A 25224-nucleotide genomic window follows, 5' to 3' on the forward strand; every position below is an offset into this window, starting at 1 on the left:
GATCGCGCCGGCGATGGTGCTGTCGCCGGCGACGCCGAGGACGGTCACCAGGTCGGCGCCGGCCTTGAAGGCCATGTTGGCCTCGAGCTCGCCGGCGTCCATGGTCTCCTCGGCGACCTCGGAGCGGTGGAAGCGGCATATCTGGGCGAGAACTGAGCGATCTGGGCCTCGGCCGACCTGCCCTTCCTCGCTTGGGTAGGGCTTCGCGAATGACACCGGGTGGTCCCGACCGTCAGTCCTCCGCAGACGTAGAGTGCCGATGAAGACTGCCGACGCGCAATGACGAGCGTCATCGACTCTCACACCGTCGCGGTGAGCAGTCGTGTCCCGTGCAGGCCGCCGCGGTGCAGAACGAGGGGGGCATCCGCCGTGGCCGTAGTTGCTGTCGCCTCGACCCGGAGTAGGACGATGGCGTGGTCGCCTGCGGCGACCTCCTGATCGATCGAGCACTCGAACCAAGCGACGGCTCCGTCGAGGAGGAGCGAGCCGGACTCGATGACATTCGAGCCCACGCTGTCGAGTCGCCCGGCGCTGTTGCGGGAACCGAGTCGGGCGACGTGGTCGGCGTGATCTGCGGCCAGTGCGGAGACACCGAGGCGACTGGCGCCGCGCAGTCGGGGCCACGTTGTCGAGGTGTTCTGGATCGCGACTGAACACAGCGGCGGGTCGTAGCTTACTCCGACGGTGAATGATGACGCGATCATCAGCACGTCCTCGTCGTCGATCCGAGCGCCGATGGCGGCGAGTCCGGAGGGGTAAGCGGCGAAGGCGGCGCGCAGTGCGAGGACGTCGCCGGAGTATTCGAGCATCGTCTGGTTCATTTGCCCACCGCGACGGCGCTGCGCCGGAACGACGCTCCGGTGTGCTTGTCGGGCAAGCGGTCGCCGCCTTCCGGCACTAGCCGCGCGCGGAGGGTGGACCCCTCGTGCGCGTCGAGCAGACCGCGTGCGCGCAGTTCGGGCATTAGCAGCTCGATGAAATCGGTGTACGTCCCGGGTGTGAGGTGCGGTTGTACCAGGAAACCGTCGGCGTCGGTTCGGGCGAGGAAGGCTTCGACTTGATCGGCGACGGCCTCCGCGGCGCCGACGAAGACGGTGCCGTTGATGCCGTTGTCGCGGAACTCTGTCAGGACCTCTCGTACCGTCTTCCGGCGACCCTCGACCGGATCCATGAATCGGTCGATGCTGGTCTGGCCCATCTCAGAGGTCAGCGTCGGCATCGGCTCGTCGAGCGGAAGCCGGCTCAGGTCGATTCCGGTGATCCAGGCGTAGGTGATCGCGGCCTGCTCGAGCGTGGCGTAGGAGAGCATGTCCGCGCGCTTGCGGGAGGCCTGATCACCGTCTGTACCGACCACGAAATGGGCGCCGACGAGGAATTTGACGTTGCTCGGTTCTCGACCGGCGCGCGCCACACGATCGCGGATGTCGGCGATCTGCTCTCGGATCTGTTCCGTATCACCGCCGCCAATGAAAACGATCTCCGCGTAGCGGGCGGCGAAGTCGCGTCCGGCTTTCGACGTCCCGGCCTGCAAGATCAGCGGGCTGCGCTGGGGCGACGGGGGCACCGCGAACATCCCTCGCGCCCTCAAGAAGGCCCCATCGTGTTCGATCTGGTGAACCTTGCCGGGTTCCGCGAAGATGCCGGACGCCGTATCGAGCTCGAGCGCGTCGTCTTCCCATGACCCTTCCCAGAGCTTGAGGCAGATCGTGAGGTGATCGGCGGCCTGCGCATAGCGGTCGTCGTGCTTCATCATCTCCTCGCCGAAGAGCGCAGCGGAGGAGCCCTGGGCCGCTCCGGTGACGACGTTCCAGCCGATCCGGCCCTCAGTCAGATGGTCGAGGGTGCCGTATCGCCGGGCGATCGCTGCCGGGCGCTCGACGGTGGTCGAGGAGGTGACGACGAAGCCGAGGCGGGAGGTGACCGCCGCCGCAGCGGAGACGATCGTGATCGGATCTGCCATGGGCACGTACATGCCGTTGGCGACCGCACCCGGCAGCAGCTCACCGTCGACGGTCGGGTAGCCGTAGGAGTCGGCGAAGAACAGGAAGTCGAAGCCGCCGTCCTCGAGTGTCCGGGCGAGATCGGTCCAGTACGCGATGCTCAGGTAGCCGGATGAGGTGTTTTCGGGGTGGCGCCAGCTCGCGCCGACGGTGCCGTTGGGGTTCATGGTCTGGAAAGCGCCGAGGATGATGGTCATGGCAGGGTGGGTCCGATCTGGGGGTTTCTGGGGTCGAGGACGAGGGCTGCCGCTTCCGCGCGCCACACGGCGAGCCGCGCGTCGCGGTCATGGTCGATCCAGGCGGCTTCGAGGGAGGCGATGGCGATAGCGGCCAAGGTCACGCCGTCGTAGTCGTAGGTCTCGGCCGCGAGTCGGTACTCGCTTGCCGAGTCGGTGAAGAACATGCCGGCGTCGTCGCAGTTGAGGGTGACGGCGACTCCGGCGGAGCGCAGCTCGTCGAAGGGGAAGCTCGCGGCGGTCGGGAATCGGCCGGGCAGCATCAGCAGGCAGCTGGTCATCGCCATCGTGACCGGGGTCCCGGCTCGCGCGAGTCGCTCTTGCAGCATCGTCTGTCCCTGTAGCTCCCAGGCGTGGTCGATGCGGTCGAGGCGCAACGCGAGCGCATCCTCGATGTCGGCGGGCTTGTTCGCGTGCGCTGTGGTGCGCAGTCCGCGCTCCTTCGCCTCGCTGAACGCGTCGGCGAACGCGAGGAGCGGATGCGAGGGCGAGCCGTCATTGCCGATACCGAGCACCGGGACGCCACGGTCGCGCGCCGCGACGGCGTGGTCGATCGTCCGACTCGCCGCCGCCGGACCCCGATCACGGTCCATCGCGACGATCACGCCGCCCGTGACACCCAGCCGGGCGCGGACTCGGGCGAAGGCGACTCCCATCGCGTCGAGAACGCGATCGAGATCCAGCGGCCCGTCGTCGAACTCGCTGCCGTTGACGGAGAGTTCCACGTGCTGGCAGCCGTGGTCGACGGCGTCCTCGATCACGCATTGGGTCACGCCGGCGAGCGACTCCGCCGTAGGGATGGCGCCCGCAGTGGCCTTATGCCGTGCGAAGAAATCGGGCACGTCGACGTAGTCGAGTCGCGCGTCCGGCCGCGATCCGGACTGTGGCGTGGCGAGCTGAGACGGTCGTAGCGCCCCGACGAGGTGCAGGTGCAGTTCTGCGCGCGGGAGCCGGCGCGCGAGCATCGCACGGTGCAGGGCGGCGTCGATGGGACCGCGCTCCTCGCCGGTCCAGTCGTTGTCGACGACGGTCTCGGCGACGCTCATCGCCCGGCCTGTCGGGTGCTGGCGGTGAGCTCGTCGAGGAGGAGTCGCTCGTTGCGCGTGAACTCGTCGGTCTCGATGTAGGAGAGGTTGCGCGGTCGCGGGGCGTCCTGCTGGAGCACCATCCGGATCGATGCGGGCCGGTTCGAGAGCACGTAGACGCGATCTGAGAGGAACAGTGCCTCGGGGACGTCGTGCGTGATCAGGACGACCGAGAGTCCGTTCTGGGCGCAGAGGTCCGCGAGCCACAACTGCAGCTCGGTGCGGGTCAAATAGTCAAGGGCGCCGAACGGCTCATCCAGCAGCAGGACCGGTCGATCCTGAACGACCGTGCGTAGCAGTGCGACGCGCTGGCGCATTCCGCCCGACAGGGCGAACGGATACGAGCGGCCCTGCCCATCGAGTCGGAACGTCGGCAGCAGATCCGCGATGCGGCGACGCGCGACCTTCTTGGGGACCTTCTGCAGCACCAGGCCCAGTGCGGCGTTGTCCTCGACAGTGAGCCAGGGGAACAGCAGATCCTTCTGCGGCATGTATGCAGAGAAAGGTTGACCCGGTCGGCGTTCGCCGTGGAAGGTGACGGTGCCACTGCTCGGCTTCGACTGCTCGGCGAGCAAGGTGAATAGTGTGGACTTGCCGGATCCGCTCGGGCCGATCACCGAGACGAACTCGCCGGCGTTCAGGTGCAGGCTGATGTCTTCGATCACCGGGACCGTGCCGCCCTGGGAAGAGGGGAAGGACTTCGCGATCGAGTCGACCGTGAGAAGTGGAGTGGTCATCGCTGAGCGGCCTTTCTGCGCCGTTCCCACGGCATGACGAGGGTCTCGAGAAAGTAGGTGAGCGCGAAGAGGGCCAGCCCGATCGCGATGCTGACGAAGACTGCAGCGAAGACGAGATCGGTGCGGAACAGGTTCTTCTGCGCCTGCATGTAGATGCCGAGCCCGACCTTCGCTCCGACGTACTCGCTGAAGATCGCGGAGACGACGATGAAGCTGGTCATGATGCGCAGGCCCGTGATGAAGTGCGGTAGCGCGGTGAAGACGCGCAGCCGCAGGAACACCTGCCATCGTGACGCGCCCATGGAGCGCAACAGGAGGGCTGCATCCGGATCGGCCGACTGCAGCCCCTGCAGCGTCGAGATGGTGAGCGGCAGCAGGCTGACGATGGCGACCAAGGCGATCTTCGGGCCTGCGTCGAAGCCGAACCAGATCACGAAGAGGGGCGCGAGCACGATGATCGGCACGGACTGTGCGCCGATCAGGATCGGCAGGAAGGTCATCCGCAACGGGGCGGCGAAGCTCAGCAGCGAGGCCATCACCACGGCCGCGAGTACAGCGACGACGAGGCCGAGCAGGGTGATCTGCAGGGTGGCTCCGGCCGCCTCCGCGATGGTGTCCCGGTCGGCCCAGCCGGCGGTGAGCACCCGGACTGGCGAGGGCAGCACGGAGGCGGACATGCCGCCCCATTCGGCGGCGAGTTGCCAGATGCCCAGGAGAGCGGCGAGGGCGATGGCCGGGGCCAGGATGCGCACCGCTGCGATGTTGCCGCGACGGCGGTACGGGCGCGCGCGAGGTGTGCGGGTGCGGACCGCGGAGACGGTCGTCATGAGGGGATCCTTTCGAAGGGCGTCTCGACCGAGGAACGAGAGATCGGGGTGAGCCAACGGGCGATGCCATCGATCGCGGCGGCACGGGTCCGGTCGGTCGCGGCGGAGAACTCGATCGAAGTGCGGGCGCAGGCGGCGAGCTGCTCGTCGGTCAGCCCGAGAACCTCGCGGCAGACGACGTACTCGTCGAGGAGTCCCGAGCCGAAGAGTGTGGGGTCGTCGGCGTTGATGGAGCAGGCCACCCCCGCGTCGAGCAGGAGCGGCAGGGGGTGCTCCGCGAGGCTGCTCACGACACCGAGCAGCGCGTTCGAGGTCGGGCAGACGTCGAGGCAGACTCGCTCGTCGGCGAGTCGTTCCAGCACGGCCGGATCTGCTGCAGCGCGAATGCCGTGCTGGATCCGGTCGGCGCCGACGACGTCGAGCGCCTCGACGACGGCGGAGGGCCCGACCAGTTCACCGGCGTGCGGCGCGAGCAACAGCCCGGCCTCCCGTCCGATCGCGAACGCGGTGGCGAACGCGGCGGCGGGATGGCCGACCTCGTCGTTCGCTAAGCCCAGCGACACGACCCCGCGGCCGACGAACAAGGCGGCCAGACGAGCGCTGCGCTCGGCGACGGCGGGTTCGAGGGTGCGGTCGAGGGTGACCATCAGGCCGACTTCCACGTCGGTGGCGGCGGTGGCGGCGACGGCCGCGGCCGCCATCGTGGCGAGTGCGACCCCGTCGCTGCCGTACGCCGTGGCGTAGAACTGCGGGCTGACGCCGAGCTCCAGCACCACGGCACCGTCATCGCGCGCGTCCTCCGCAGCCTCGCGGATGACCCGGTCGAGTGCGTCTGGGAGCGAGAGCAGCCGGATCATGCCGAGGAAGAGCTCGGCGAAACCCGCGAAATCACCGCGATACGGCAGCTGCGGTGCTCGCTGGCCTGTTGCGGTCGCGAGTTCAGCGACCGTCGTGTGGCGGACTGCCGCCTCCAAGTGGACGTGCAGGTGAGCCTTCGGCAGGAGCGCGAGGTCGCGGCGCGGATCCGTGGGCGTCATACGGCGATGTCCTCGTGCCGGACCCGCGGTTCGCGGGCGATGAACGCCGCCGTCAGGGTTTCGCATTCGGCGGCATCGAGCACGGTGCACATGTCGCACGGCGACAGCGTGGTCGCCGGAGTGGCGCCGAGGTACGCGTCCGCCGCGAGCCGCCCCGCGTTCTGCAGGCAGTGCATCCGGCCGTGCAGGACGGGATCGCCGAGCGGGACGCGCGCGAGCAGTGCCGCCGCGGGCGAAGTGCCGGTGGTCGGCTCCGCGCTCATCACGCACCCACCGTCACGCGGAAGGGCGCGGAACGATGGCGGTCGTTGACCCGACCGTCCTCGCCGCCGAATAGACGCTGACGCAGCGTCGTCGGCTCGTCCGCGCTCTGCATCCGGCCGCGGCGGCGCAGCTCGGGAACCACCAGGTCGATGAACTCGCAGTACCCCGGCAGGCCGCCGAAGGTCGGCTCGACCAGGAAGCCATCGAGGTCGGCCTCGTCGAGGTAGCGCTCCATCGCATCGGCGACCATCTCGGGCGTGCCGGTGATCGACAGGCCCCCCAGGCTCGAGCGCAGATCCTCGATGATCCGGCCGACGGTCCGGCCGTCGTCGTATCGCGCGATCGTGCTGTGCCCGTACTCCGATGCCGCCTGCGTCAGCGGCAGTTCCGGATCGAGGCGGAGCAGGTCGATCCCGGTCCAGCCGAGGAAGTGCATCGCGAGCATCTCGGTCGTCGGCGCCGAGCGCAGCGCTTCGCGTTTGGCCTCCGCCTCTTCCAGGGTCGACGCGACCACGACCGAGACGCCGTTGAGGATCTTGATGTCGGAGGGAAGGCGTCCCGCTTCCACCGCCCTTGCTCGGATGTCCGCGACGGTCGAGCGGGCGGCTTCGAGCGAGTTCTCCTGCACGTACACGCACTCGGCGGTCCGCGCGGCGAACGAGCGGCCGCGCGGTGACGCCCCGGCCTGGAACAGGGTGGGGGTTCGCTGCGGCGAGGGGATGACGGTGAAGATGCCCTCCAGGTCGAAGTGACGGCCGTGGTGGGCGATCGGGTGCACCTTGTCCGGGTCCGCGAACACTCCGTTCTCCCGATCGATCACGACCGCGTCGTCCTGCCATGAACCCTCCCACAGTGCGCTGCAGAGGTCGACGAATTCGTCGGCACGGTCGTAGCGGGTGTCGTGTTCGGTGATGGCTCCGAGCCCGAGCAGGCGTACGAGAGCGATCTGGTTGTCGCTGTTCACGATGTTCCAGCCGATCCGCCCCTGGGTGAGGTGGTCGAGGGTGGCGAATCGGCGAGCGTGCATGAAGGGTCGTTCCGCTGTCGTCGAGGCGGTGACCACGAAGTTCAACCGCTCGACGGTCGCCGCGAGACCGCTGACCACGGTGAGGGGGTCGTGCGAGGGCGTCTGCACGGCGCCGCGGATGACGGCGTCCGGCATCCCGGCCTCCGACATCGGGTAGCCGATGACGTCGGCGAAGAAGAGGAAGTCGAAGCCGCCCTCGTCGAGGACGCGCGCGATCTCCTGCCAGTGGGCGAGTGTGGGGAAGCCGGCCGTGCGGTTGCGGGGGTCGGTCCAGGCGCTGCTGTAGAAGTTCATCGACATGAGTTCGCTGGCGCCGAGGGTGATGGTCTTCATCGCTGCTTCCGCCGGGTTGTGGAGAGGGGTGCGGTCATCACTGCGCCAGGTAGTTGTTGGTGAAGAGGTCGGCGGTGTCGAACGCGTCCAACGTTGTCCCGGATTCATCCACCAGCAGGCCCTTGCTCGCTAGCCAGTCCGCGTTCTGCTGCCAGATCTCGGCGCTCTGTGAGCCCACGATGCCGTCGGCGCTCACGTAGAGGCTCTTCGTCTGGATGTCGCTGACGAACTGCACGACATCGGCCGACAGATCATCCGGGTATGTCTTCATGACCGTGGTGTCGGCTGCTGCCGGATCGGCGAGCGCTGCTTGATAGCCGGCCTGGAACGCCGACATGAACCCGCTCACGACCTCAGGATTCTCCGCCTCGAACGTGTTGTTGGTCAGTACCAGGCTCGCGTAGCCGTCCGGCAGGCCGAAGTCGGTCGATTTCCAGGTCGTGATCGGCGAGCCGCTCTGCTCCATCGCGTAGATGTCGCCGGGGAAGGAGAGCACCGTGTCCACCCGCTCAGAGGACAGCGCGTCGAACGCTGCGACGCTCAGGACCACGTTCTCCGCCGGGGCGGTGCCGCCCGCGGCTGCGATCATGTCGTCGACGACGGCGATCTCCATCGGAGAGCCGAACCCGCCGTAGGTCTTCCCCGCGAGATCCGCCGGGCTGGTGTAGCCGGCATCGGCGAGGACGGTGAGCTCGTAGGGTACGTGCTGGTACACGGCCATCAGCGAGGTCACGTCCGCACCGGAGGCCATCGCGAGCAACGCGGTCCGGATGTCGGTAGCGAATCCGAAGTCAGCCTGTCCGGCGGCCACCAGCGACTCCGGGGTCGAGCTGCCCCACGGCAGGATCTCGACGTCCAAGCCCTGATCGGCGAAGAGGCCGTGTTCCTGCGCGTAGGTGAGCCCGTTGAGGGAGGTGTCGGGGAGGTAGCTGAGCGCGAAGGTCACGGGGATGAGACCGTCCGGCGAGGCTTCCGCACCCGCGGTGCCGGAGCAACCGGACAGCGCCACAGCGGCAGCGAGCGCGACGCCCACGGCGGATACGATTTTTGTCTTCATTCGAGGCATGCGTATATAAAACGCTGGAGATGTATCGAAGATGAGCCGGATGTGTTTCGATCATGTAAATGCTTCCTTGCCGATCGCGGCTCGGAACGGCACGCCGAAGGTGCCCGATCAGCCGCACGAGGCCAGGGTGCGGCTAGGACACTCCGCCGAACCAGCTCAGCCGATCGCGCAGCACGACGAGCGGGTCGATCCGGTGCTCGCGGATCCTCTCGTCGCGGACGATGTCGTCGACCGCGGCGGCGAGAGCCCGCGTGTCCGCGCCGACGACGTAGGCCGCGAGTGCGAAGCGCCCCGTCTGTTCGATGACGTATCGCACCGAGCGACGCTCGAGCAGCGCGCCGACGACGGCGTCGAAATCAACGGAATTGACGGCGAGGTCGATGGCAGCCTCGGCGGAGGCGAGCGATTCGTCGTTGAGTCGGGTTGCGAACCGGATCAGTCCGTCTTCGACCAGTTTGATCACCCGACGTCTCGTCGCGGCGACGGTCAGTCCGACGGCGCTGGAGAGATCCGTGTAGCTGGTCCGGCCATCGCGGCGCAGCTCAGAGACGATCGACCGATCGACCGCGTCCATCGGACGGGTCGGAAGGGACGACCAATCGGCATGCTCCTCGCCGGACGAGTCGAAGTCAGCTCCGACGTAGATCCGTGAGATGAAAGAGCTCGACGCCCGGACGACCCCCGGAGCGTGCCGGGCTCGATCGACGCCCGCGATCATCTCCTCGGCCGACTGTGCCGAGAATTGAGCGAGGAGTTCACCGCTCGTCGACACGCGCGCGACCCACGGTGAGTCGGCCATCACGCCGCCGTCGAGCATGCCTGGCGCGTCGGCGACCGTATCGATCGTCAGCCGCGTCATGTACACGAAACGCTGGCCTTCGACGTCGGGATGGATCAGCACGCTCGGCGTCACCCGGCCCTCTGCGAGGATGCGCTGCAGTCGAGTGCGCACGGCTGATTCCGACATCCCCGTAGATTCCGCGATCCGGCGATGCGTGGCTCGAGTGTCCTCGATCAGCATCGCGATGATGGCGCCGTCGATGTCGTCCTGCATTCCCGTCCCGCACTTGTCCCGCGAGAGAGCTTAGGCCACCGATGTCGAGCGTGATCTCGAGTCCAGCGCGTCCATCAGATTCTTGACGAACAGGTTCTCCGGTTGCTGAGCGAACGGCCGCCGAGGTGGGGCTCGACGGCGACCTCGCGATCGCCTCCACTGCGACTGGGGCTCGACCCTGTCGATCCGGCTGCCCTGGATCCCCCGGCGCAGCCCGACGGGCTGGACGTCGCCGAGCTCAGCGCCCGTGAGCGCGAGGTGCTGCACCTGATCACGCTCGGCGCCTCCGACCAACAGATGGCGGACGATCTCGGCATCAGCGCCAACACCGCGAAGTTCCACGTCTCGAACCTGCTGCGCAAGGCCGGCGCCAGCAACCGTGCCGAGCTCGCCGCCCTCGCCCGCTGAGTGGAAGCGACGATACGAACACGGAATTCCGGGGGTGGCCGACCGGGCGGTCTCAGTCGAAGGGTTCGAACGTCCCTGGGTTATGGGGCTCCGTGAACTGGATCATCATCTGCACACACGGCACGTCACCTACCTGCCCGGACCGGTGACCGACGTTCCCGTCGACTGTGGCCGTGTTCAGATCCTGGCCCCAGTGGAGGTCCCCCGGTCCCATCTCGACACGGTTGCCGTCCTGGGTCTCGATGAACCATCGGCCCGAGAGCGGAATGATCCACTGAGGCTTCGGACTCTCGTGCCATTCTCCTTGCCAGCCGACTTCCATGAAGTTGAAGAGGACCTTCTCAACAGTCCCGGGCATCTCACGCATCCACAGCGGGGAAGCCTTACCCCCTACGCTTCCCTGCACGAAGCCGCGCAGTTCGGTCAAGCTGATGCTGCTGAGGCCTTCAGGTGTGGTCCACATACTCAGATAAGGCATGACTGGGGAGTCGTCTTCGGGATCACTCACGGCACGAGAATACTCCGCGGTTGAGAGGGGTGCTGTGCCGGGGAGTCGCTCCACGGCGCCGCTGCGGGGACGACGTGGAAGGAGGCCCTCGGATGTGCGCGCGTCGACGGAGACCGCCGCGAGCGACTGTGACGCGGAGGACGGAGAAGAGGTCACGTCGTGCACAGCGGAGATCGTCGGTGCAGGGCCGTGTCGGTGGCGGCCGGGACGGAAGGTTCGGGCCGTCGCCGACTACCGTGGGATCACCGATCTGCTTGCCTGGTCGTGAACCGCTGAGTAGTGGCGTGTCGGATCGGCCGGAGCGAAGGAGTGCTGACTGTTGTTCACCGACCCGCTGGCCGCACGTCCTCTCGGTGCGGAGCTCAGGTCTGTCATAGCGACTCCTACCTCGGTCGGCGGGCGGGAAGCATTGTCGGTCGAGCTAACGGAGGAAGCGACTGAGGGAGTCCCCGGAGCCGACTACATCGACCAGCCCACGTTCGTCCTGCTCACGGAGGAGCTGCTGACTGGTGTCATCGACGTCGACATCCGCTCCGGCCTGCGCGAAGACGCGCCCGAGTACGCTCGGGCATTCGCGGGTATCGCCTATCGCGTCACCGACGAGAGCTTCGAGGCGGTCTACGTCCGACCACTGAACGGTGCTTCCTTGAATCCCGCCGGACCCCGTGCGATGCGGGCCGTCCAGTACTTCGCCTACCCGGAATGGCCCTTCGACCGTCTTCGCGAGGAGCGCCCCGATGGCGGCTTCGAGGGCCGAGCCGACATCCGCCCGGAGGAGTGGCTCCATCTGCGGCTGGAGATCGGAAGAACGACGCTCAGAGCCTCGATCGACGGAACAGTGGTCCTCGACCTCCCCGAGACCCTCATCGCTCCGCGCGACGGCCGAATCGGGCTGTGGGTCGACATCGGGACCCGTGCGGTCTTCGCCGACCTGCGGATAGCGTCAGGCACCGCCTGACGAGGGTCGTCCGATCGGATACGTCCGTCCGGCCGCCGTCCTCGCAGGATCGCCGGGGACAGCACCGTGCGCGACGAGCTGCGCGGGAGGATCATCCGGTCGAGCAGGGTTGGGAGCAACGATCTTCCGGCGTTACGCCGGAGTCGAGCCTGGAAATCCGCGAGTTGCCGCGGTCGCGCTCCGTCTCATCCAGCGTAACTCCGGCGATACGCGGCGGATATTCTGTTGTAACTCCAGCCACCTCTAATGAAGGGGTGCTTCTGACCATGGCGAACTTCCATCCCCGCACCGAGCGACGCTTGGCGGCGGCGATGCGGATCTACGATTTGCTGCGCTCGGCGATCATGCACGGCGAGATCCCCTCCGGAGTCCTGCCGGGTGAGACCGAGTTGATGGTGGCCTTCTCCGTCAGCCGTCAAGTGATCCGTGACGCCCTGGAGCAGCTGCGCAAGGAGGGCCTCGTGCAGCGGCTGCAGGGCGCGGGCACCCTGGTCACGCCGACGCGGGTCTCGCACGACTTCGACGTGCTGCAGGGGCCGGTGCAGGACATCGAGCACCGGATCATCCTGTCGGCCGAGGAGGTCGCGCCGCCGAGCGTCGCCCGCAAACTCGGGCTCCCCGTCGGTGCGAACTGCGGCGTGGTCGAGATCACGACGTTCATGGACGGGGTTCCGCTCGACACCGCGACCACCTACGTGCACGCGTCGTTCCTCTCCATCGTCGAGGGCTTCGGCGCGCATGACGAGTGGTTCTCCCTGTACGCCCGGGCCGGCATCGCGCTCGGCGTCACCGATCACGCCATAGAAGCGTCGGTGGCGGACGAGTACAACGCCTCCCTCCTCGGCGTCGAGCCCGGCCACCCGCTGCTCGTTCTCGAGCGACTCGTCTTCGATGCCGACGGAGATCCCGTCGAGTACGCCTTCACCAGGATCCGAGGCGATCGGCTCACCCTGCACCAGCGGATGTCGAGACAGAAGACCCACCCCTTCGATACCCCGAGCTGAGACCGCTCTTCTGCTCGTCCTCCTTCCACCGCGGTCCGTGCCGCTCGTGGCGCGCTGCCGCGTGCCTGCGAGGTCCGATCGCTGCCCCGAACGGGAGAACACCACGATGTCTTTCGCATCACCCCTGACCACTCCAGCCGCCGAGCCACGACCGCCTCGAATGCGAGCCGTCGTCGTCCGTGAGAAGCCCACAGTGGGCTCGCCCGTCTGGGAGCGCGTCCCCCGTCCTGTCGCAGGCATCGGTACGGTGCTGGTGCGCGTGCTCGCCACCACCGTCATCAGCTCGGAGATCGCCAGCCGCGCAGGAGTCTCCACCGCGAAGCTGCCTCTGGTGCTCGGCAACGACTTCGTGGGTGTCGTTGAGGAGGCGCCCACGTCCGCCGAGCTCATCGGTCGGCGGGTCGTCGGCGCATACGGCGGCTACGGCTACACCCGCGACGGCGCGTGGGCCGACTACATCGTCGCGGACGAGGCTGACGTCTTCCCCGTCGAGACGTCCCTGGATCCGATCGCGCTGGCCGCCATGCCGGGATCCTTCACCGCCGCCTCCGGGTCGCTGCGCAGCCTCGGCGAGCTCGACGGTAGAACGCTGTTCATCCACGGTGGCACCTCGGGTGTCGGCCTCGCGGCCGCGACGCTAGCGATCGACGCCGGTGCCCGGGTCATCGCGAGCACCCGCGATCCGGCGAAGGCCGACCGGTTGCGTGAGCACGGCGTCCACGACGTCGTTCTCGACGACGACGACCTCGTTGCGAACGTCCACGCAGCAGTCCCCGGCGGTGCCGACCTCGCGATCGAGTTGATCGGTGTTGCGACCCTTTCGGCGACCCTGCGCTGCGTGCACCAGTACGGCATCGTCTGCCTCACTGGGTTGTTGCAGGATCAGGCGAACTCCATCCGCTCCGGCGTGAAGGAGGACCGTTCCGTGCCGTCGTTCCCGCATCCGCTCGAACTCATTCCCCCGACCGTGCGTCTCACCGCCGGCGGTGTCCACGGCACGGCGCGCACCCCCGAGCTCATGCGGGAGTGGGTGGCGGGACTCGAATCCGGCCGGTACCGGATGCCGATCGACTCCGTCTTCTCACTCGACGATATCGCGGCCGCGCAGGAGCGCCGCGCCGACCCCGCAGCCTTCGGCAAGATCGTCGTCTTGGTCGACGACGGCACCCTCCCCTCGCCGACACCCACGCACTCCTGACTCCCCCGAAAGGCCACCCATGCACACCAGGACCCCGCGCGCCGCGCGCGTACTCGCCATCGCCGCCATCGCCGGCATCGCCCTGACGGGCTGCAGCGCCCAGGCCGCCGATGAGGCCACCCCCGGCCGCGCCGCGACCCCGCTCGCCGGCCTCACCGGCGACCCCATCCGCGTCATGACGATCGGCAACTGGACCCAACCAGCGATCGGCACCGCGAATCCGGAGTTCCCGGCCGGCGCGCAAGCCGCCGCCGCCGCGGTGAACGCTACCGGTGGTATCGACGGGCGCCCGATCGAGGTGATCGTCTGCAGCGACGAGCTCAGCGCCGACACTGCCCGACAGTGCGCCCGCGAGGCGGTGGAGACGGGCGTCGTGGCAGTCGTCGGCCTGCAGACGACCAATGAGACCACTGTCCTGCCGATCCTCGAGGCTGCCGGTATCCCCGCGATCGGCGTCTCGCCGTTCACGGACATCGGCCTGACCAGCCCGGTATCCTTCCCCGACACCTCCGGCTTCGTCGGCCAGACGCTCGGCATGGGCCTGCAGCTCGCCCGCGCCGGCGCGAAGGATGTCAGCGCGATCGTTCCCGGCGGGCTCGGCGGCATCGCGACGGAGGTCGGTGACGCCGTCGGCAAGGGTGCCGTCTCGGATGGAGCCGACTACTCGGGTCTGGTTCAGATCCCGGCCAAGTCGGCCGACCTGAGCCCGGCCGTCGCCTCCGCGACCGAGAACGGCGCGAGCGTCGCAGGCTTCGCCGCCGACGAGGCCGCCTTCATCACGTCGATGCGGAGCTTGGCGCCGGACTCGATGATCTCGACGTTCCCGTTCAACCTCACCGACAGTGTCATCGAGAGCGCCGGAGCGGCGGCCGAGGGTGTCATGGGCGTCGACGGAATCGTGCCGCCGTCCGCCGACACCGAGGGAACCGTGCAGTACGCGCAGGATCTCGCGGCATTCGACTCCGCGATGCCGACCTCGACCACCGGTCTGCACGAATGGCTGGCGATGTGGACGTTCTCGCGGGTCGTCGCCGACCTCGACACGATCGATGCAGCCAGCACCCTCGAGGCGATGAGCGCGGTGACGGACCTCGACATGGGCGGCATCACCCCGCCCTACACCACCACCTCGATCAGCACCCGTTATCCGCGGATGTTCAATACGACCGTCGTGTTCCAGGTCGTCGAAGACGGCGCGCTCACCCTCCAGGATGCGGACGAGCCCTTCGTCTCGATCTCGGACCTCATCGTGGATTCGGCCGGCTGAGGCATGGCGTCGAACACCAGCGGCTGCTCGAACACGATGGGGGCGTGAGATGGACGACTTCCTCCGCTTCGCCCTCCTGGGAATCGGAATTGGCGCGGTCTACGGCCTGAGCGCGCAGGGTCTGGTGCTGATCTTCCTCTCGAGTCGGGTGCTGAACTTCGCACAGGGCGCCATCGCGCTGCTCGCCGCGTACGTCTACTACGAGGGCTCCAGCAGGGGGCTGCCGCTCTGGGTCAGTGCCCTCGTCGCGCTTATCGCGGCGGGCGCTGCCGGTGCCGCCATCGAACTGATCGTCATGCGTCCGCTCCGAGGATCGTCGACCATCACGCGTCTGGTCGCGACGATCGCGATTTTCACTGTCATTCAGTCGGCGGCCGCCCTCTATTACGGCGATGCGACCAAGTTCGTGCCCGGTCTGCTGCCCACGAACGCGATCCGGATCACCGACACTCTGGTGATCGGTGCCGACCGGGCGATCGTGCTCGGCGTCGGCATCGCTGTCACAATCGCCCTCACTGTCGTGCTGCGGCGCACCCGCGTCGGCCTCGCGACTCTCGGCACCGCGGAGAACGCGACCGCCGTCGAGGTGCTCGGTTGGTCCTCGCGCACCGTGTCGTTGGTCAACTGGACCGTCGGCGCGGCGCTGGCGGGCGTCGCCGGCATTCTGATCGCGCCGATGAACGGCATCAGCGTCTCGGGGATGGGCCAGATCGTCTACTGCGCTCTCGCCGCTGCCCTCATCGGCGGCTTCCGTTCCTTCGGCCTGGCGATGCTGGGCGGCCTCGTTCTGGGAATCGCGCAGTCTCAAGCGGTCCGAATCCACGGCGAAGTCGGCTGGTCCACCGCCATTCCCTTCATCGTGATCGTCGTCGCGATCCTGATCCGTGGCGATGTCGTTCGTGGTCGCGGTGGTTCCCGGCAGCGGCTCCCGGCCGTCGGAACGGGGATCGTCCGACCGGTTCCGGTGATCGTGTCCGTCGTCGTCGCCGGCTCCCTCTCCCTTCTCCTCGGCCGAGGGGCCTTGGACGCCTTCAGCACCTCGCTGATCGTCGCCGTCCTCGCGCTCTCGGTCGTCGTGGCCACTGGGTTCGCAGGAGAACTGTCGTTGGCGCAGTACGCGATCGCCGGCCTCGGCGCTCTCGCTGCAGCGAAGGCAGCGGATGTCCTGCACGCGCCATTCCTGGTCTGCCTGCTGGTCGGTGCTCTCGCCGGCATCCTCGCGGGGGTGATCGTGGGGCTGCTCTCGCTTCGCGTCCGCGGTGACGTCGTCGCCATCATCACCGTCGGTATGGCACTCGCCGTGCAGGCGCTGGTACTGGAGAACCCCGGAATCACCGGCGGCATCAGCGGCCTCGAAGTGCCCGCCGCGACCGTCTTCGGGCTCGACCTCGATCCCGTGCAGCACCCGGAGCGCTTCGCGCTGGTGTGCGCCGCCGTGCTCGTCATCGGCGCGCTCCTCGTCGCCAACCTCCGCCGCGGCTCCGCCGGACGGCGGCTGCTCGCGACCCGCTCCAGCGAACGCGCGGCGGCCAGCCTCGGCGTCTCCGTCAAGGGCGCCAGGCTCTACGCGCTTGCTGTCGCCGGCGGTCTCGCCGGATTGGCCGGTTCCCTCCTCGCCTTCCGCCAGCCGCTGCTCGTGTTCAACGGCTTCACCGTCGACGCGTCGATGACGCTGCTCGGCGCCGTCGTGCTCGGCGGAGTCGGTTTCATCGCCGGCGGCATCATGGGCGGCTTCGCTGTGACCGGCGGGCTCGTCTACTACCTGCTCTCCCTGACGGGGGGACAGCAGCTGCTCCCACTACTTCTCGGAATCGCACTGCTGCTGAACCTGATCCTGGCTCCAGACGGCGCGATTCCGGCGAACGGGAGAATGCTCAGCGCACTCAGCCGACGTCTGCGTCGCTCGTCGCCGCGGCCCGTGCCCGCATCGGCGCCGGAGTCGGACCTCCGTCTGCCGCAGCGGACAGGGGGCTCGAGTCTGAGCGTGACGGGTCTCACCGTCTCGTTCGGCGGTATCCAGGCCCTGAGCGACGTCACGCTTCGTCTAGAACCCGGCCTCGTCGAGGGAGTAATAGGCCCGAACGGTGCCGGCAAGACGACGCTGATCGACTCGATCACCGGCATCACCCACCGATACACCGGAACCGTGACGCTGGATGACCGGCCAATCGACCGTTTGTCGGCGGCAGCCCGCGCGCGGCGCGGGCTCGGACGAACCCTGCAGGGGCTCGAGCTGTTCGAAGAGCTGACGGTGCGGGAGAACCTGGTGATCGGGTCGGATTCGCGCTCGTCGCTGTCCTACCTCACCGACCTGGTCCGGCCTGGCCGCGGCCGGATGAGCCCGGCCGCCTGGGACGCCGTCCATCGCTTCGGCCTCGAGGACACACTCGACCTTCTCCCCGGAGCACTCCCCTACGGGCGGCGGCGACTCGTCGCCATCGCCCGATCGGTAGCCGCACTTCCGCAGGTGCTCCTCCTCGACGAACCGGCAGCCGGGCTCTCGAGTCTCGAGAGGGAGGAACTCGGCGCTCTCATTCGGGAGATGGCCGACAGCTGGGGCATCGCCGTGCTGTTGGTCGAGCACGACGTGGACCTGGTGATGCGGGTCTGCGACCACATCACCGTGCTGGAGTTCGGCGCGGTCATCGCGCACGGAGCACCCGACGTGGTGCGATCGCACGACGACGTCAAGCGAGCGTTCCTCGGACAGGAGATTCCCGCATGAGCACCACTGCGATCATCACTGGGACCGCAGCGCTGCGGGCTGAGAACCTCGTTTCCGGTTACGGCCCTGTCCGGGTGCTCCGAGACGTTTCTCTGCACGTGCAGCCAGGCGAGATCGTGGCTCTTCTGGGCCGCAACGGTGCGGGAAAGAGCACCACCTTGTCGACCCTCGCCGGTCTCGTGACGCCGACGAGCGGCCGAGTTCTGCTCGACGGCGTCGCGCGCACGGATCCGCCTTCGCACCGGGTCCGCGGCGGCCTCGCGTACGTGATCGAGGAACGCGGCGTGCTACTCGGGCTCACGGCCGCCCAGAACCTCAGACTCGGCCGCGGCAGCATCGCTGATGCACTCGCGTACTTCCCCGAGATCGAACCGCACCTGCGCCGCACCGCCGGACTGCTCTCGGGCGGGCAGCAGCAGATGCTCGCCGTTGCGCGAGCGTTGGCCGGCCGGCCGAGAGCTCTGATGATCGACGAACTCTCGCTCGGCCTTGCTCCGAAGTTCGTCGAGCGGCTGATGGACGCGCTCCGTGCCGCCCGCGACGAGGGCGTCGGCATCCTGCTCGTCGAGCAGCACGCGCAGACTGCGCTTCGGGTCGCCGACCGCGCCTACGTGCTGGCGGAGGGCCGGGTCGCACTCTCCGGCCGTGCCGACGAGCTCCTCGGCGACTTCCGAGCAGTCGAAGCGGCGTATCTGGGCGAGAACTGAGCGATCTGGGCCTCGGGCGACCTGCCCTTCCTCGCTGGGTAGGGCTTCGCGAATCACACCGGGTTGATCCCGACCGTCAGTCCTCCGCAGACGTAAAGTGTTTGGCCCGTCACGAAGCCGGCCGCGTCGTCGAGGAAGAACCCGGCCGCATGCGCGATGTCCTCCGGCTGCCCGAGTCGCCCGACCGGGACGCCGGCGATGATCGCCTTCGTCTGCGGCGACTCAGCGGGATTCGCCTTCAGGAAGAGGTCGGTGGCGATCGGGCCCGGGCCGATCGCATTCACGGTGATGCCGGACGAGCCGAGCTCGAGCGCCCAGACGCGGGTGAGGCCGATCAGCCCCGCCTTCGCTGCGGCGTACGCCGTGCGGAGCTCCTTGCCGAGGGCGGCGCGGGAGGACATGTTGACGATTCGGCCGAACCCTGCCTCGGTCATGCCGTCGAGCACCGCCTGGGTGCACTGGACGGCGCAGCGCAGGTTCAGCGCGTGCGAGAAGTCCATCGACATCAGCGTCTGCTCGCGGAGGGACGAGGGGAACACGGCGCCGACGTTGTTCACGAGTCTGGTGATCGGACCGCCCTCGAGTGCCTCTCGCAATGCGGAGGCGGTGCTCTCCTCGTCTGACAGGTCTGCGATCACTGATCGTCCGACCGGGGACTCCTGGCGGTCGAGGACGACGACGTCCCAGCCCCGCTCGATGCCGAGCGTCGCGATGGCCCGTCCGATACCGGAGGCGCCGCCCGTGATGAGAAGTCGTTCGGACATGGGGTGTCTCCCTTCAACGGCGCGCCACGTCGGGCGCCGCTGCTCTCAGATCATCAGACACAGGCAGGCCCGTCCAATACGAATGGACAGGCCATTCATTCGCTGCGCAGAATAGTGCGAATCGGTCATCGCCGATCGAGAAGGAGTGGGCGCGATGGAACTACGTGACTTCCAGGCGTTCGTCGCCGTGGCGGAGGAGCTGCACTTCGGCCGAGCGGCGGCTCGACTGCACATCTCGCAGCCGCCGCTGAGCGCTCGTATCCGTCAGCTCGAACTCGACCTGGGGATCCAGCTGTTCGAGCGCAGCACCCGCACGGTCTCGTTGACTGATGCGGGGGCTCGCCTGCTCGTCCCTGCCCGCAAGGTGCTCAGCCAGGTCGCGATGACCAGACGCTTGGCCGAGTCCATCGCGGCCGGTGATCAGGGCAGGGTGCGGATCGGCTTCGCCGGCGCTTCTACGCAGCGGGTGCTGCCGATCCTCACGCGGGCGGTGCGCGAGGCGCACCCGGGTGTCGAGCTGCAGCTCCGGTCGCAGACCTACGTCTACACCGCCCTCGACATGCTGCTCGAGGGCTCGCTCGATCTCGCCTTCGCTCGGCTTCCCACGCCGCACCCCGAGCTCGAGTCCCGAGTCATCGAGGTGGAGCAGATCTTGTGCGCGCTCCCCGAGGGGCACCCTCTTGCAGCGCGGACGAGCCTCAGCCTGGCCGAGCTGCACGACGAGGACTTCGTCAGCCTGCCGGCCGACACCGGTTCGATCCTGCAGTCCACGATGTATGCGCTCTGCATCACCGCGGGCTTCCGCCCGCGCGTAGTCCAGGTCGCCCCCGACTCGGCGACCGTTCTCGCGCTCGTCGCAGCGGGCGCAGGAATGACGATCACGCTCAGCTCCGTGAGTCCGTCGCAGACCGTGGGGATCGCCTACCGCCCCCTCGATGATGTGCATCCGGACCGGATGTTCGCGACGTTGACCTGGCGCAAGGACGACCCGTCGGCAGCTCTGGCCGCGGTGCTCGACGTCTCCGAGGAGGTGCTGCCCACACCCGATTCATACGCGGAGCGTCTTGGTCGATAGCCGATTGCACATTCACAGCGGAACAGTGTCGATCTAGCGTCCTTGATAGACATCACCGAATCGGTGTCCCCTCAACGAAGAGAGGCCAGTCGCGAATGACCGCCATCGCCGCCCCGCAACGCCCCGACATCGAAGCACGCGTCTACCGCAAGGTCAGCTTGAAGGTGCTGCCGATCCTGATGATCGGCATGTTCGTCTCCTACATCGACCGAGCGAACCTCGGCGTGATCGCAGGCCCGCTCTCGATGGATCTGGGACTGACCGCAGCGTCGTTCGGTCTCGCCGCCGGCTTCTTCTACATCGGCTACCTGCTGTTCGAGATCCCCTCGAACATGCTGATGTCGAAGGTCGGCGCCCGGGTCTGGCTGGCACGCATCATGATCTCGTGGGGCGTCGTCACGATCGCGATGGCCTTCATGCAGAACGAGGCGACGCTGTTCATCATGCGATTCCTCCTCGGACTCGCTGAAGCCGGCTACTCCCCCGGGACGGTGCTGTTCCTCGCTCTCTGGTGCCCGACGCGGCTGCTGCCCAAGGCGCTGTCTCTTCTGAATCTCGCCGTTCCCGTGGCGCTGGCGATCGGCTCGGTCGTGACGTCCTCGATCCTCCTCATGGACGGAATCGCCGGCATTGCCGGATGGCGCTGGGTCTTCGTGATCGAGGGCATCCCTGCCGTCATCCTCGCCGTCGTCATCTTCTTCGTCCTGCCCTCCAGCCCCGCCAAGGCGACCTGGCTGGATGCCGACGAGAAGGCCTACATCGTCGAGCACGTCACGCAGTCGGCGAACGCCGACGCCCATCACCTCAAGCAGATCCCGAATGCGCTGCGCCGCGGATCGCTCTGGGCGTTCGCGCTGACCTACTTCTGCATCCTGATCGGATTCTGGTCGATCACCTACTTCCTGCCGACCATCGTGAAGGAGCAGTTCCAGCTGGACGTCGTCGGAGCAGGCTTCGTCTCGGCCATCCCCTGGCTGATCTCGGCGGTCGTGATGTTCCTCATCGTGCGCAGCGTCTCCCGCACCGGCGAACGCCGACTGCACCTGACTCTCCCCCTCGTCGCCGCGGCGATCGGCCTGCTCGTCGGAGTGCTCTCCGGGAACCCGTACCTGTCTCTGCTCGGGATCAGCCTCGCGGCCGCCGGCTTCTTCGCCGTGCTCTCCACCTTCCAGGCGACGGTCGCCCAGGTGTACGCCGGCGCACTCGCCGCAGTCTCGATCGCCCTGGTGAACTCGGTCGGCAACACGAGCGGCCTCGTCGGGCCGTACGTGCTCGGCTACCTCACCGACCTCACCGGCTCCACTTCAGCGGGTCTGCTCGTCATGTCCGGATTCTTCGGAATCGCCGCCGTGCTCACCTACACGCTGATCGGCTGGGCGGATCGCCACACCGGCGGCCTGAACGGCACAACCCTTACCGACACCGCCGCTGCCCGGCACTGATCCGCATCCGCATCCGTCAGACAGGGAGGAACGACACCGTGCTGCTCGAACCCACGAGAACTGCAGCCCTCACGGCTGCCGCACCGAAAATCGTCGCGGTGCGAGCGATCCCCTACGCGATCCCCTACGGCAAGCCGCTGCACTTCGCGAGCGGTTCGATCGCCGTCGCCGACAACGTGCTCGTTGAGATCATCACGGACGCAGGGGTGACCGGAGTCGCCGAGGCTCCTCCCCGTCCGTACACCTACGGCGAGACCCAGACCTCGATCGTCGCCGTGATCGAGCAGCTGTTCGCTCCGGCACTGATCGGTCTCTCCGTCCTCGACCGCGAGGAGATTCGGCGACGGCTCGGCCGTACAGTCGGAAACCCGACCGCGAAGTCCGCGATCGACATGGCCCTCTGGGACGCGTGGGGGAAGGCGGTCGACACCCCGGTGCACCAGCTGCTCGGCGGCTATGCCGACCGCCTCCGCGTCAGCCACATGCTCGGATTCGACGCCCCCGAGATCGTCGCGAGCGAGGCGCTGGAGCTGCGTGAGACGCTCGGCATCTCAAGCTTCAAGATCAAGGTCGGCCGCCGCCCTGTCCCGCTCGACGTCGCGGTGTGCGAAGCCGTGCGGATCGCGCTCGGTCCCGACGCCGAACTGTACATCGACGGCAACCGCGGCTGGACAGCGGCGGAGTCGGCGGACGCGGTGCGCCGCCTCGAAGGTGTAGGGCTCAGCCGCGTCGAGGAGCTCTGCCCCGCGGACGACGTGATCGGAAGGCGCTGGCTGGTCGCGCAGTGCCCCATCCCCTTCGTCGCCGACGAGAGCGTCCCGACTCCGGCCGACGTGACTCGTGAGATCCTCGCCGGTTCCGCGACTGCCGTGAGCATCAAGACCGCCCGCACGGGCTTCTCCGACTCGCTCAGGGTGTCCCACCTCGCCGAAGGACTCGGGATCGACGCCGTGATCGGCAATCAGATCGATGCCCACCTCGGCACCGTCTGCTCCCTCGTCTTCGGCGCGTCGCAGGAGCTGACCTCCCGCAGCGCGGCGGAGCTGTCGAACTACCTGGACCTCGCCGACAGCCTGCTCGATGAGCCGCTGACGATCACGGACGGGACGATGCGAGTCCCCGACGGGCCCGGTCTGGGAGTTCGGGTCGACCCCGCGAAGCTCGAGCGCTACCGCACTGATCGCTGAGCACCAGCGCTCAGCCTAATGACCACCACCACCGAACACTCATGAGAAGGAACACCATGGCCTACCTCCGCCTGCACCACGTCAATGTCACCGCCGACAAGATGTCGGTCCTGACCGACTTCTACGGAAACGCGCTCGGGCTGCCGCTGCTCCCCTCCCCCGCCATGATCGCCACCTCGGCGAGCGGCACGACCGACGGCGACGCCGCGTGGGAGGACGCCGCGAAGTTCTTCGAGGCCGGCGACCCGAACGAGCTCCAGATCCACGCGACCCAGCGTCAGCCCTACCTTGCGGCGCAGGAGGGGCACTCCGTCAATCCGCTGATCGGCGGCCACTTCGCCTTCCGCACCGACGACATCGAGACCATCAAGGCTCGGCTCACAGAGCACGGCATCCCGTTCGACGACTGGGGCATCTGGTCGGTCGAGGGATGGCACCAGATCTTCCTCACCGACCCGGCCGGGAACATGATCGAGATCCACCAGGTCGTCGCGGCGCCGGAGACCGGCGACACGATCTGATGAACCCGACCGGAGCGGATGCGCTGCCCAGCTATGCCGAGCTGGGCAGCCGCAGAGGCCGCGGGAGCGGAACCGCTTGGGGGCTGTGGGGCGACGCCGACCAGCTCGGCACGCTGAACCACCTCACCCCCGTACGCGTTCTCGACGCGCGCAGCAGCATCCGCAGCGGAGAGGTCGTGCCCCTTAATCTGCCGTTGACCGCCTTCGACCCGCCGATCATCGCTCACCGCGGCTCGATCGAGCACACCGTCTTCGGTCTCAACGGCTTCCACCGGGACGACCGCGTCGACAGCCTGTTTCTGCAAGCATCGACCCAGCTCGACGGGCTGCGCCACTTCGGCCATCCGGACAAGGGCTTCTACAACGGGGCCGACCCCGCGGCGCTGGTCGCGGGCCGGCCGGAGCTGGGCATCCAGGCCGTTGCGGAGCGCGGCGTCGCGGGTCGGGGTCTGGTGATTGACGTGGGCGCCTATCGGGACTCGATCGGCCGGCCGATCGACCACATGACGAGCGAGCAGATCCCCACCGACGATCTGGACGCGGCACTCCGGTGGCAGGGCAGCGACGTCCTCCCCGGCGACATCGTAATGATCCGTACCGGCTGGCTCGGCGCGTTCCGGGACGCCCCCCACTCCGACGGCGTGCTGCGCTCGCCCGGTCTGGAGCAGTCGGAACGCACTGCAGCGTGGCTCTGGGACCGCCGGGTCGCCGTTGCCGCCGCCGACAACGTCGCGCTGGAGGCGTGGCCGGCCACCGGATCGACGCTGACCGTCGCGGCCGACACCACCGGGACCATGCCACCCTCGAGCCACAGCGGCATGCTGCACCGCATCCTCATCCCCCTCCTCGGCCTGACGATCGGCGAGCTGTGGGACCTCGACGTCCTCGCTGCAGCCTGTGCCCAGCGCGGACACTACGACGTCTTCGTCACCGCACAGCCGCTCAACCTGCTCGGCGGAGTCGGCAGCCCGGCCAACGCGATGGCGATCCTCTGACCCTCTCGAAGGAGCACTGACATGGTTCGAACACCGATCACCGACGAAGCCGTCCTGATCACCGGCGGTGCCTCCGGCATCGGACTCAGCTGCGCCCGCCAGGCCGCCGCCCGCGGCGCCCGCGTGGCGATCGTGGACATCGATCCGGCTGCGGCAGAGCGCGCCATTACCTCCCTGCCCGGAGACGGGCACGTCGCCATCGGCGCGGATGTGACGGATCCGGCGGCACTACGGGCCGGCGCCGACGCGTTCGCCGCTGCTGGACATGGGATCACCGGAGTCGTCGCCGCCGCCGGGATCGTCAGCCGTTCGGCACTGCTCGAGATCGATGTCACCGAGTTCCGGCGCGTCCTCGACATCAACGTCATCGGTGTGCAGAACACCATCCAGGCCGCCGGACCGCACCTGATCCGCCGCGCCCCGCACGGCTCGGTCGTCGTGCTCGGCAGCGTCGCCGCCTTCACCGGAGGCGGGCTGATGGGGAACGGAGCGTACGCGACGTCCAAGGCAGCCGTCATTGGCCTGATGCGCGGCTACGCCCGAGAACTCGCCCCCCACCCGGTGCGAGTCAACCTCGTCGCGCCCGGTGCGACGGAGACGCCCATGACGCAGGTGCTGGAGGAGGCCGACCGCGATCGGATCCGGAAGCTCTCCCTGCTCGGCCGGCTCTCGGAGCCGGAGGAGATCGCCTCCATGGTCGGCTTCCTACTGGCCTCCGACGTTGGCACGATCACGGGCCAAGTTGTGCACGTCAACGGCGGCGTCGTCTTCGGCTGAGCGCCAACCGCACCCATCACCG

At 68.0% G+C, this 25224-nt stretch carries 25 protein-coding genes and 1 pseudogene; 13 read left to right on the forward strand and 13 right to left on the reverse strand.

Features of this window, described 5'->3' with window-relative positions; all coding sequences use genetic code 11:
- From MT353_RS14810 to MT353_RS14860, 11 genes and pseudogenes are all read right to left on the reverse strand, one after another.
- A pseudogene (locus MT353_RS14810) lies at nt 1–108 on the reverse strand (orotidine 5'-phosphate decarboxylase / HUMPS family protein); the annotation flags it as partial.
- A 191-nt stretch (nt 109–299) separates the two neighbouring features.
- Nucleotides 300–809: a flavin reductase family protein gene (locus MT353_RS14815; protein WP_243625014.1), complete on the reverse strand. Its 510-nt coding sequence runs from the start codon at nt 807–809 to the stop codon at nt 300–302.
- Nucleotides 810–817: 8 nt separating this feature from the next.
- Entirely contained in the window at nt 818–2197 is a 1380-nt protein-coding gene (locus MT353_RS14820; protein ID WP_243625015.1) for an NtaA/DmoA family FMN-dependent monooxygenase, read from the reverse strand.
- Entirely contained in the window at nt 2194–3282 is a 1089-nt protein-coding gene (locus tag MT353_RS14825; RefSeq protein ID WP_243625017.1) for a hypothetical protein, read from the reverse strand. The genes MT353_RS14820 and MT353_RS14825 overlap by 4 nt, the downstream gene beginning before the upstream one ends.
- Nucleotides 3279–4058, reverse strand: a complete 780-nt coding sequence (locus tag MT353_RS14830; protein WP_243625019.1) for an ABC transporter ATP-binding protein — start codon at nt 4056–4058, stop codon at nt 3279–3281. Before MT353_RS14830 ends, MT353_RS14825 begins: the two co-directional genes overlap by 4 nt.
- Nucleotides 4055–4885 carry an ABC transporter permease gene (locus MT353_RS14835; RefSeq protein WP_243592772.1) on the reverse strand — a complete coding sequence of 277 codons (831 nt, stop codon included), beginning with the start codon at nt 4883–4885 and terminating at the stop codon, nt 4055–4057. Before MT353_RS14835 ends, MT353_RS14830 begins: the two co-directional genes overlap by 4 nt.
- Nucleotides 4882–5922 (reverse strand): adenosine deaminase, encoded by a 1041-nt coding sequence (add, locus tag MT353_RS14840; protein WP_243625021.1) that lies wholly within the window; start codon nt 5920–5922, stop codon nt 4882–4884. Before add ends, MT353_RS14835 begins: the two co-directional genes overlap by 4 nt.
- On the reverse strand, nt 5919–6188 hold the full coding sequence (locus MT353_RS14845) for a hypothetical protein (protein ID WP_243625023.1): 270 nt from the start codon (nt 6186–6188) through the stop codon (nt 5919–5921). Before MT353_RS14845 ends, add begins: the two co-directional genes overlap by 4 nt.
- A complete protein-coding gene (locus tag MT353_RS14850) occupies nt 6185–7546 on the reverse strand; it encodes an NtaA/DmoA family FMN-dependent monooxygenase (protein ID WP_243625025.1) in 1362 nt (453 codons plus the stop codon). Before MT353_RS14850 ends, MT353_RS14845 begins: the two co-directional genes overlap by 4 nt.
- 37 nt (nt 7547–7583) lie before the next feature.
- The gene (locus MT353_RS14855) at nt 7584–8579 is read right to left on the reverse strand and encodes an ABC transporter substrate-binding protein (RefSeq protein WP_243625026.1); all 996 of its coding nucleotides are present in this window, start codon (nt 8577–8579) and stop codon (nt 7584–7586) included.
- A gap of 166 nt (nt 8580–8745) precedes the next feature.
- Nucleotides 8746–9666, reverse strand: coding sequence for an Lrp/AsnC family transcriptional regulator (locus tag MT353_RS14860; RefSeq protein ID WP_243625028.1), 921 nt, complete (start codon nt 9664–9666; stop codon nt 8746–8748).
- A gap of 102 nt (nt 9667–9768) precedes the next feature.
- On the opposite strand from MT353_RS14860, the gene MT353_RS14865 reads away from it, so the two are divergent.
- Nucleotides 9769–10074 (forward strand): response regulator transcription factor, encoded by a 306-nt coding sequence (locus MT353_RS14865; protein WP_243625029.1) that lies wholly within the window; start codon nt 9769–9771, stop codon nt 10072–10074.
- Between the two features lie 52 nt (nt 10075–10126).
- Here the strand turns inward: MT353_RS14865 and MT353_RS14870 are convergent, their stop codons facing one another.
- Nucleotides 10127–10582, reverse strand: coding sequence for a hypothetical protein (locus tag MT353_RS14870; protein WP_243592765.1), 456 nt, complete (start codon nt 10580–10582; stop codon nt 10127–10129).
- 319 nt (nt 10583–10901) lie between these two features.
- On the opposite strand from MT353_RS14870, the gene MT353_RS14875 reads away from it, so the two are divergent.
- From MT353_RS14875 to MT353_RS14900, 6 genes are all read left to right on the forward strand, one after another.
- The gene (locus MT353_RS14875; RefSeq protein ID WP_243625031.1) at nt 10902–11540 is read left to right on the forward strand and encodes a hypothetical protein; all 639 of its coding nucleotides are present in this window, start codon (nt 10902–10904) and stop codon (nt 11538–11540) included.
- A gap of 254 nt (nt 11541–11794) precedes the next feature.
- A complete protein-coding gene (locus tag MT353_RS14880) occupies nt 11795–12544 on the forward strand; it encodes a GntR family transcriptional regulator (RefSeq protein ID WP_243625033.1) in 750 nt (249 codons plus the stop codon).
- Between the two features lie 37 nt (nt 12545–12581).
- Entirely contained in the window at nt 12582–13742 is a 1161-nt protein-coding gene (locus MT353_RS22010) for a zinc-binding dehydrogenase (RefSeq protein WP_243625034.1), read from the forward strand.
- Nucleotides 13743–13761: 19 nt separating this feature from the next.
- Nucleotides 13762–15009 carry an ABC transporter substrate-binding protein gene (locus tag MT353_RS14890; protein WP_243592761.1) on the forward strand — a complete coding sequence of 416 codons (1248 nt, stop codon included), beginning with the start codon at nt 13762–13764 and terminating at the stop codon, nt 15007–15009.
- A 49-nt stretch (nt 15010–15058) separates the two neighbouring features.
- A complete protein-coding gene (locus MT353_RS14895; RefSeq protein ID WP_243625035.1) occupies nt 15059–17734 on the forward strand; it encodes an ATP-binding cassette domain-containing protein in 2676 nt (891 codons plus the stop codon).
- Entirely contained in the window at nt 17731–18441 is a 711-nt protein-coding gene (locus MT353_RS14900; RefSeq protein ID WP_243625037.1) for an ABC transporter ATP-binding protein, read from the forward strand. The genes MT353_RS14895 and MT353_RS14900 overlap by 4 nt, the downstream gene beginning before the upstream one ends.
- 53 nt (nt 18442–18494) lie before the next feature.
- On the opposite strand, the gene MT353_RS14905 is transcribed toward MT353_RS14900, so the two are convergent.
- Entirely contained in the window at nt 18495–19205 is a 711-nt protein-coding gene (locus MT353_RS14905; RefSeq protein ID WP_243625039.1) for an SDR family oxidoreductase, read from the reverse strand.
- A 154-nt stretch (nt 19206–19359) separates the two neighbouring features.
- Here MT353_RS14905 and MT353_RS14910 point away from each other — a divergent pair, with 154 nt between their 5' ends.
- The 6 genes from MT353_RS14910 (at nt 19360) to MT353_RS14935 (ending at nt 25202) form a co-directional block, all read left to right on the forward strand.
- Nucleotides 19360–20280, forward strand: coding sequence for a LysR substrate-binding domain-containing protein (locus tag MT353_RS14910; protein ID WP_243625041.1), 921 nt, complete (start codon nt 19360–19362; stop codon nt 20278–20280).
- Nucleotides 20281–20375: 95 nt separating this feature from the next.
- Complete coding sequence (locus MT353_RS14915) at nt 20376–21722, forward strand: MFS transporter (RefSeq protein ID WP_243625042.1); 1347 nt, start codon at nt 20376–20378, stop codon at nt 21720–21722.
- A 98-nt stretch (nt 21723–21820) separates the two neighbouring features.
- A complete protein-coding gene (locus tag MT353_RS14920) occupies nt 21821–22909 on the forward strand; it encodes a mandelate racemase/muconate lactonizing enzyme family protein (protein WP_243625043.1) in 1089 nt (362 codons plus the stop codon).
- 41 nt (nt 22910–22950) lie between these two features.
- Nucleotides 22951–23430: a VOC family protein gene (locus MT353_RS14925; RefSeq protein ID WP_243625044.1), complete on the forward strand. Its 480-nt coding sequence runs from the start codon at nt 22951–22953 to the stop codon at nt 23428–23430.
- Nucleotides 23430–24425 (forward strand): cyclase family protein, encoded by a 996-nt coding sequence (locus MT353_RS14930; RefSeq protein ID WP_243625045.1) that lies wholly within the window; start codon nt 23430–23432, stop codon nt 24423–24425. Before MT353_RS14925 ends, MT353_RS14930 begins: the two co-directional genes overlap by 1 nt.
- 21 nt (nt 24426–24446) lie before the next feature.
- Nucleotides 24447–25202 carry an SDR family NAD(P)-dependent oxidoreductase gene (locus tag MT353_RS14935; protein WP_243625046.1) on the forward strand — a complete coding sequence of 252 codons (756 nt, stop codon included), beginning with the start codon at nt 24447–24449 and terminating at the stop codon, nt 25200–25202.
- Nucleotides 25203–25224: the final 22 nt, after the last annotated feature.

This window comes from Rathayibacter sp. VKM Ac-2927, from assembly GCF_022815525.1.
Lineage (GTDB): Bacteria > Actinomycetota > Actinomycetes > Actinomycetales > Microbacteriaceae > Rathayibacter > Rathayibacter festucae.

Excerpts from the sequence above, each read along its gene's own strand:
- MT353_RS14825 (WP_243625017.1), bottom strand. The coding sequence starts at position 3,282 with ATGAGCGTCGCCGAGACCGTCGTCGACAACGACTGGACCGGCGAGGAG.
- MT353_RS14820 (WP_243625015.1), bottom strand. The coding sequence starts at position 2,197 with ATGACCATCATCCTCGGCGCTTTCCAGACCATGAACCCCAACGGCACC.
- MT353_RS14930 (WP_243625045.1), top strand. The coding sequence starts at position 23,430 with ATGAACCCGACCGGAGCGGATGCGCTGCCCAGCTATGCCGAGCTGGGC.
- MT353_RS14925 (WP_243625044.1), top strand. The coding sequence starts at position 22,951 with ATGAGAAGGAACACCATGGCCTACCTCCGCCTGCACCACGTCAATGTC.
- MT353_RS14895 (WP_243625035.1), top strand. The coding sequence starts at position 15,059 with ATGGACGACTTCCTCCGCTTCGCCCTCCTGGGAATCGGAATTGGCGCG.
- add (WP_243625021.1), bottom strand. The coding sequence starts at position 5,922 with ATGACGCCCACGGATCCGCGCCGCGACCTCGCGCTCCTGCCGAAGGCT.
- MT353_RS14815 (WP_243625014.1), bottom strand. The coding sequence starts at position 809 with ATGCTCGAATACTCCGGCGACGTCCTCGCACTGCGCGCCGCCTTCGCC.
- MT353_RS14835 (WP_243592772.1), bottom strand. The coding sequence starts at position 4,885 with ATGACGACCGTCTCCGCGGTCCGCACCCGCACACCTCGCGCGCGCCCG.
- MT353_RS14860 (WP_243625028.1), bottom strand. The coding sequence starts at position 9,666 with ATGCAGGACGACATCGACGGCGCCATCATCGCGATGCTGATCGAGGAC.
- MT353_RS14830 (WP_243625019.1), bottom strand. The coding sequence starts at position 4,058 with ATGACCACTCCACTTCTCACGGTCGACTCGATCGCGAAGTCCTTCCCC.
- MT353_RS14910 (WP_243625041.1), top strand. The coding sequence starts at position 19,360 with ATGGAACTACGTGACTTCCAGGCGTTCGTCGCCGTGGCGGAGGAGCTG.
- MT353_RS14915 (WP_243625042.1), top strand. The coding sequence starts at position 20,376 with ATGACCGCCATCGCCGCCCCGCAACGCCCCGACATCGAAGCACGCGTC.
- MT353_RS14905 (WP_243625039.1), bottom strand. The coding sequence starts at position 19,205 with ATGTCCGAACGACTTCTCATCACGGGCGGCGCCTCCGGTATCGGACGG.
- MT353_RS14890 (WP_243592761.1), top strand. The coding sequence starts at position 13,762 with ATGCACACCAGGACCCCGCGCGCCGCGCGCGTACTCGCCATCGCCGCC.
- MT353_RS14850 (WP_243625025.1), bottom strand. The coding sequence starts at position 7,546 with ATGAAGACCATCACCCTCGGCGCCAGCGAACTCATGTCGATGAACTTC.
- MT353_RS14900 (WP_243625037.1), top strand. The coding sequence starts at position 17,731 with ATGAGCACCACTGCGATCATCACTGGGACCGCAGCGCTGCGGGCTGAG.
- MT353_RS14935 (WP_243625046.1), top strand. The coding sequence starts at position 24,447 with ATGGTTCGAACACCGATCACCGACGAAGCCGTCCTGATCACCGGCGGT.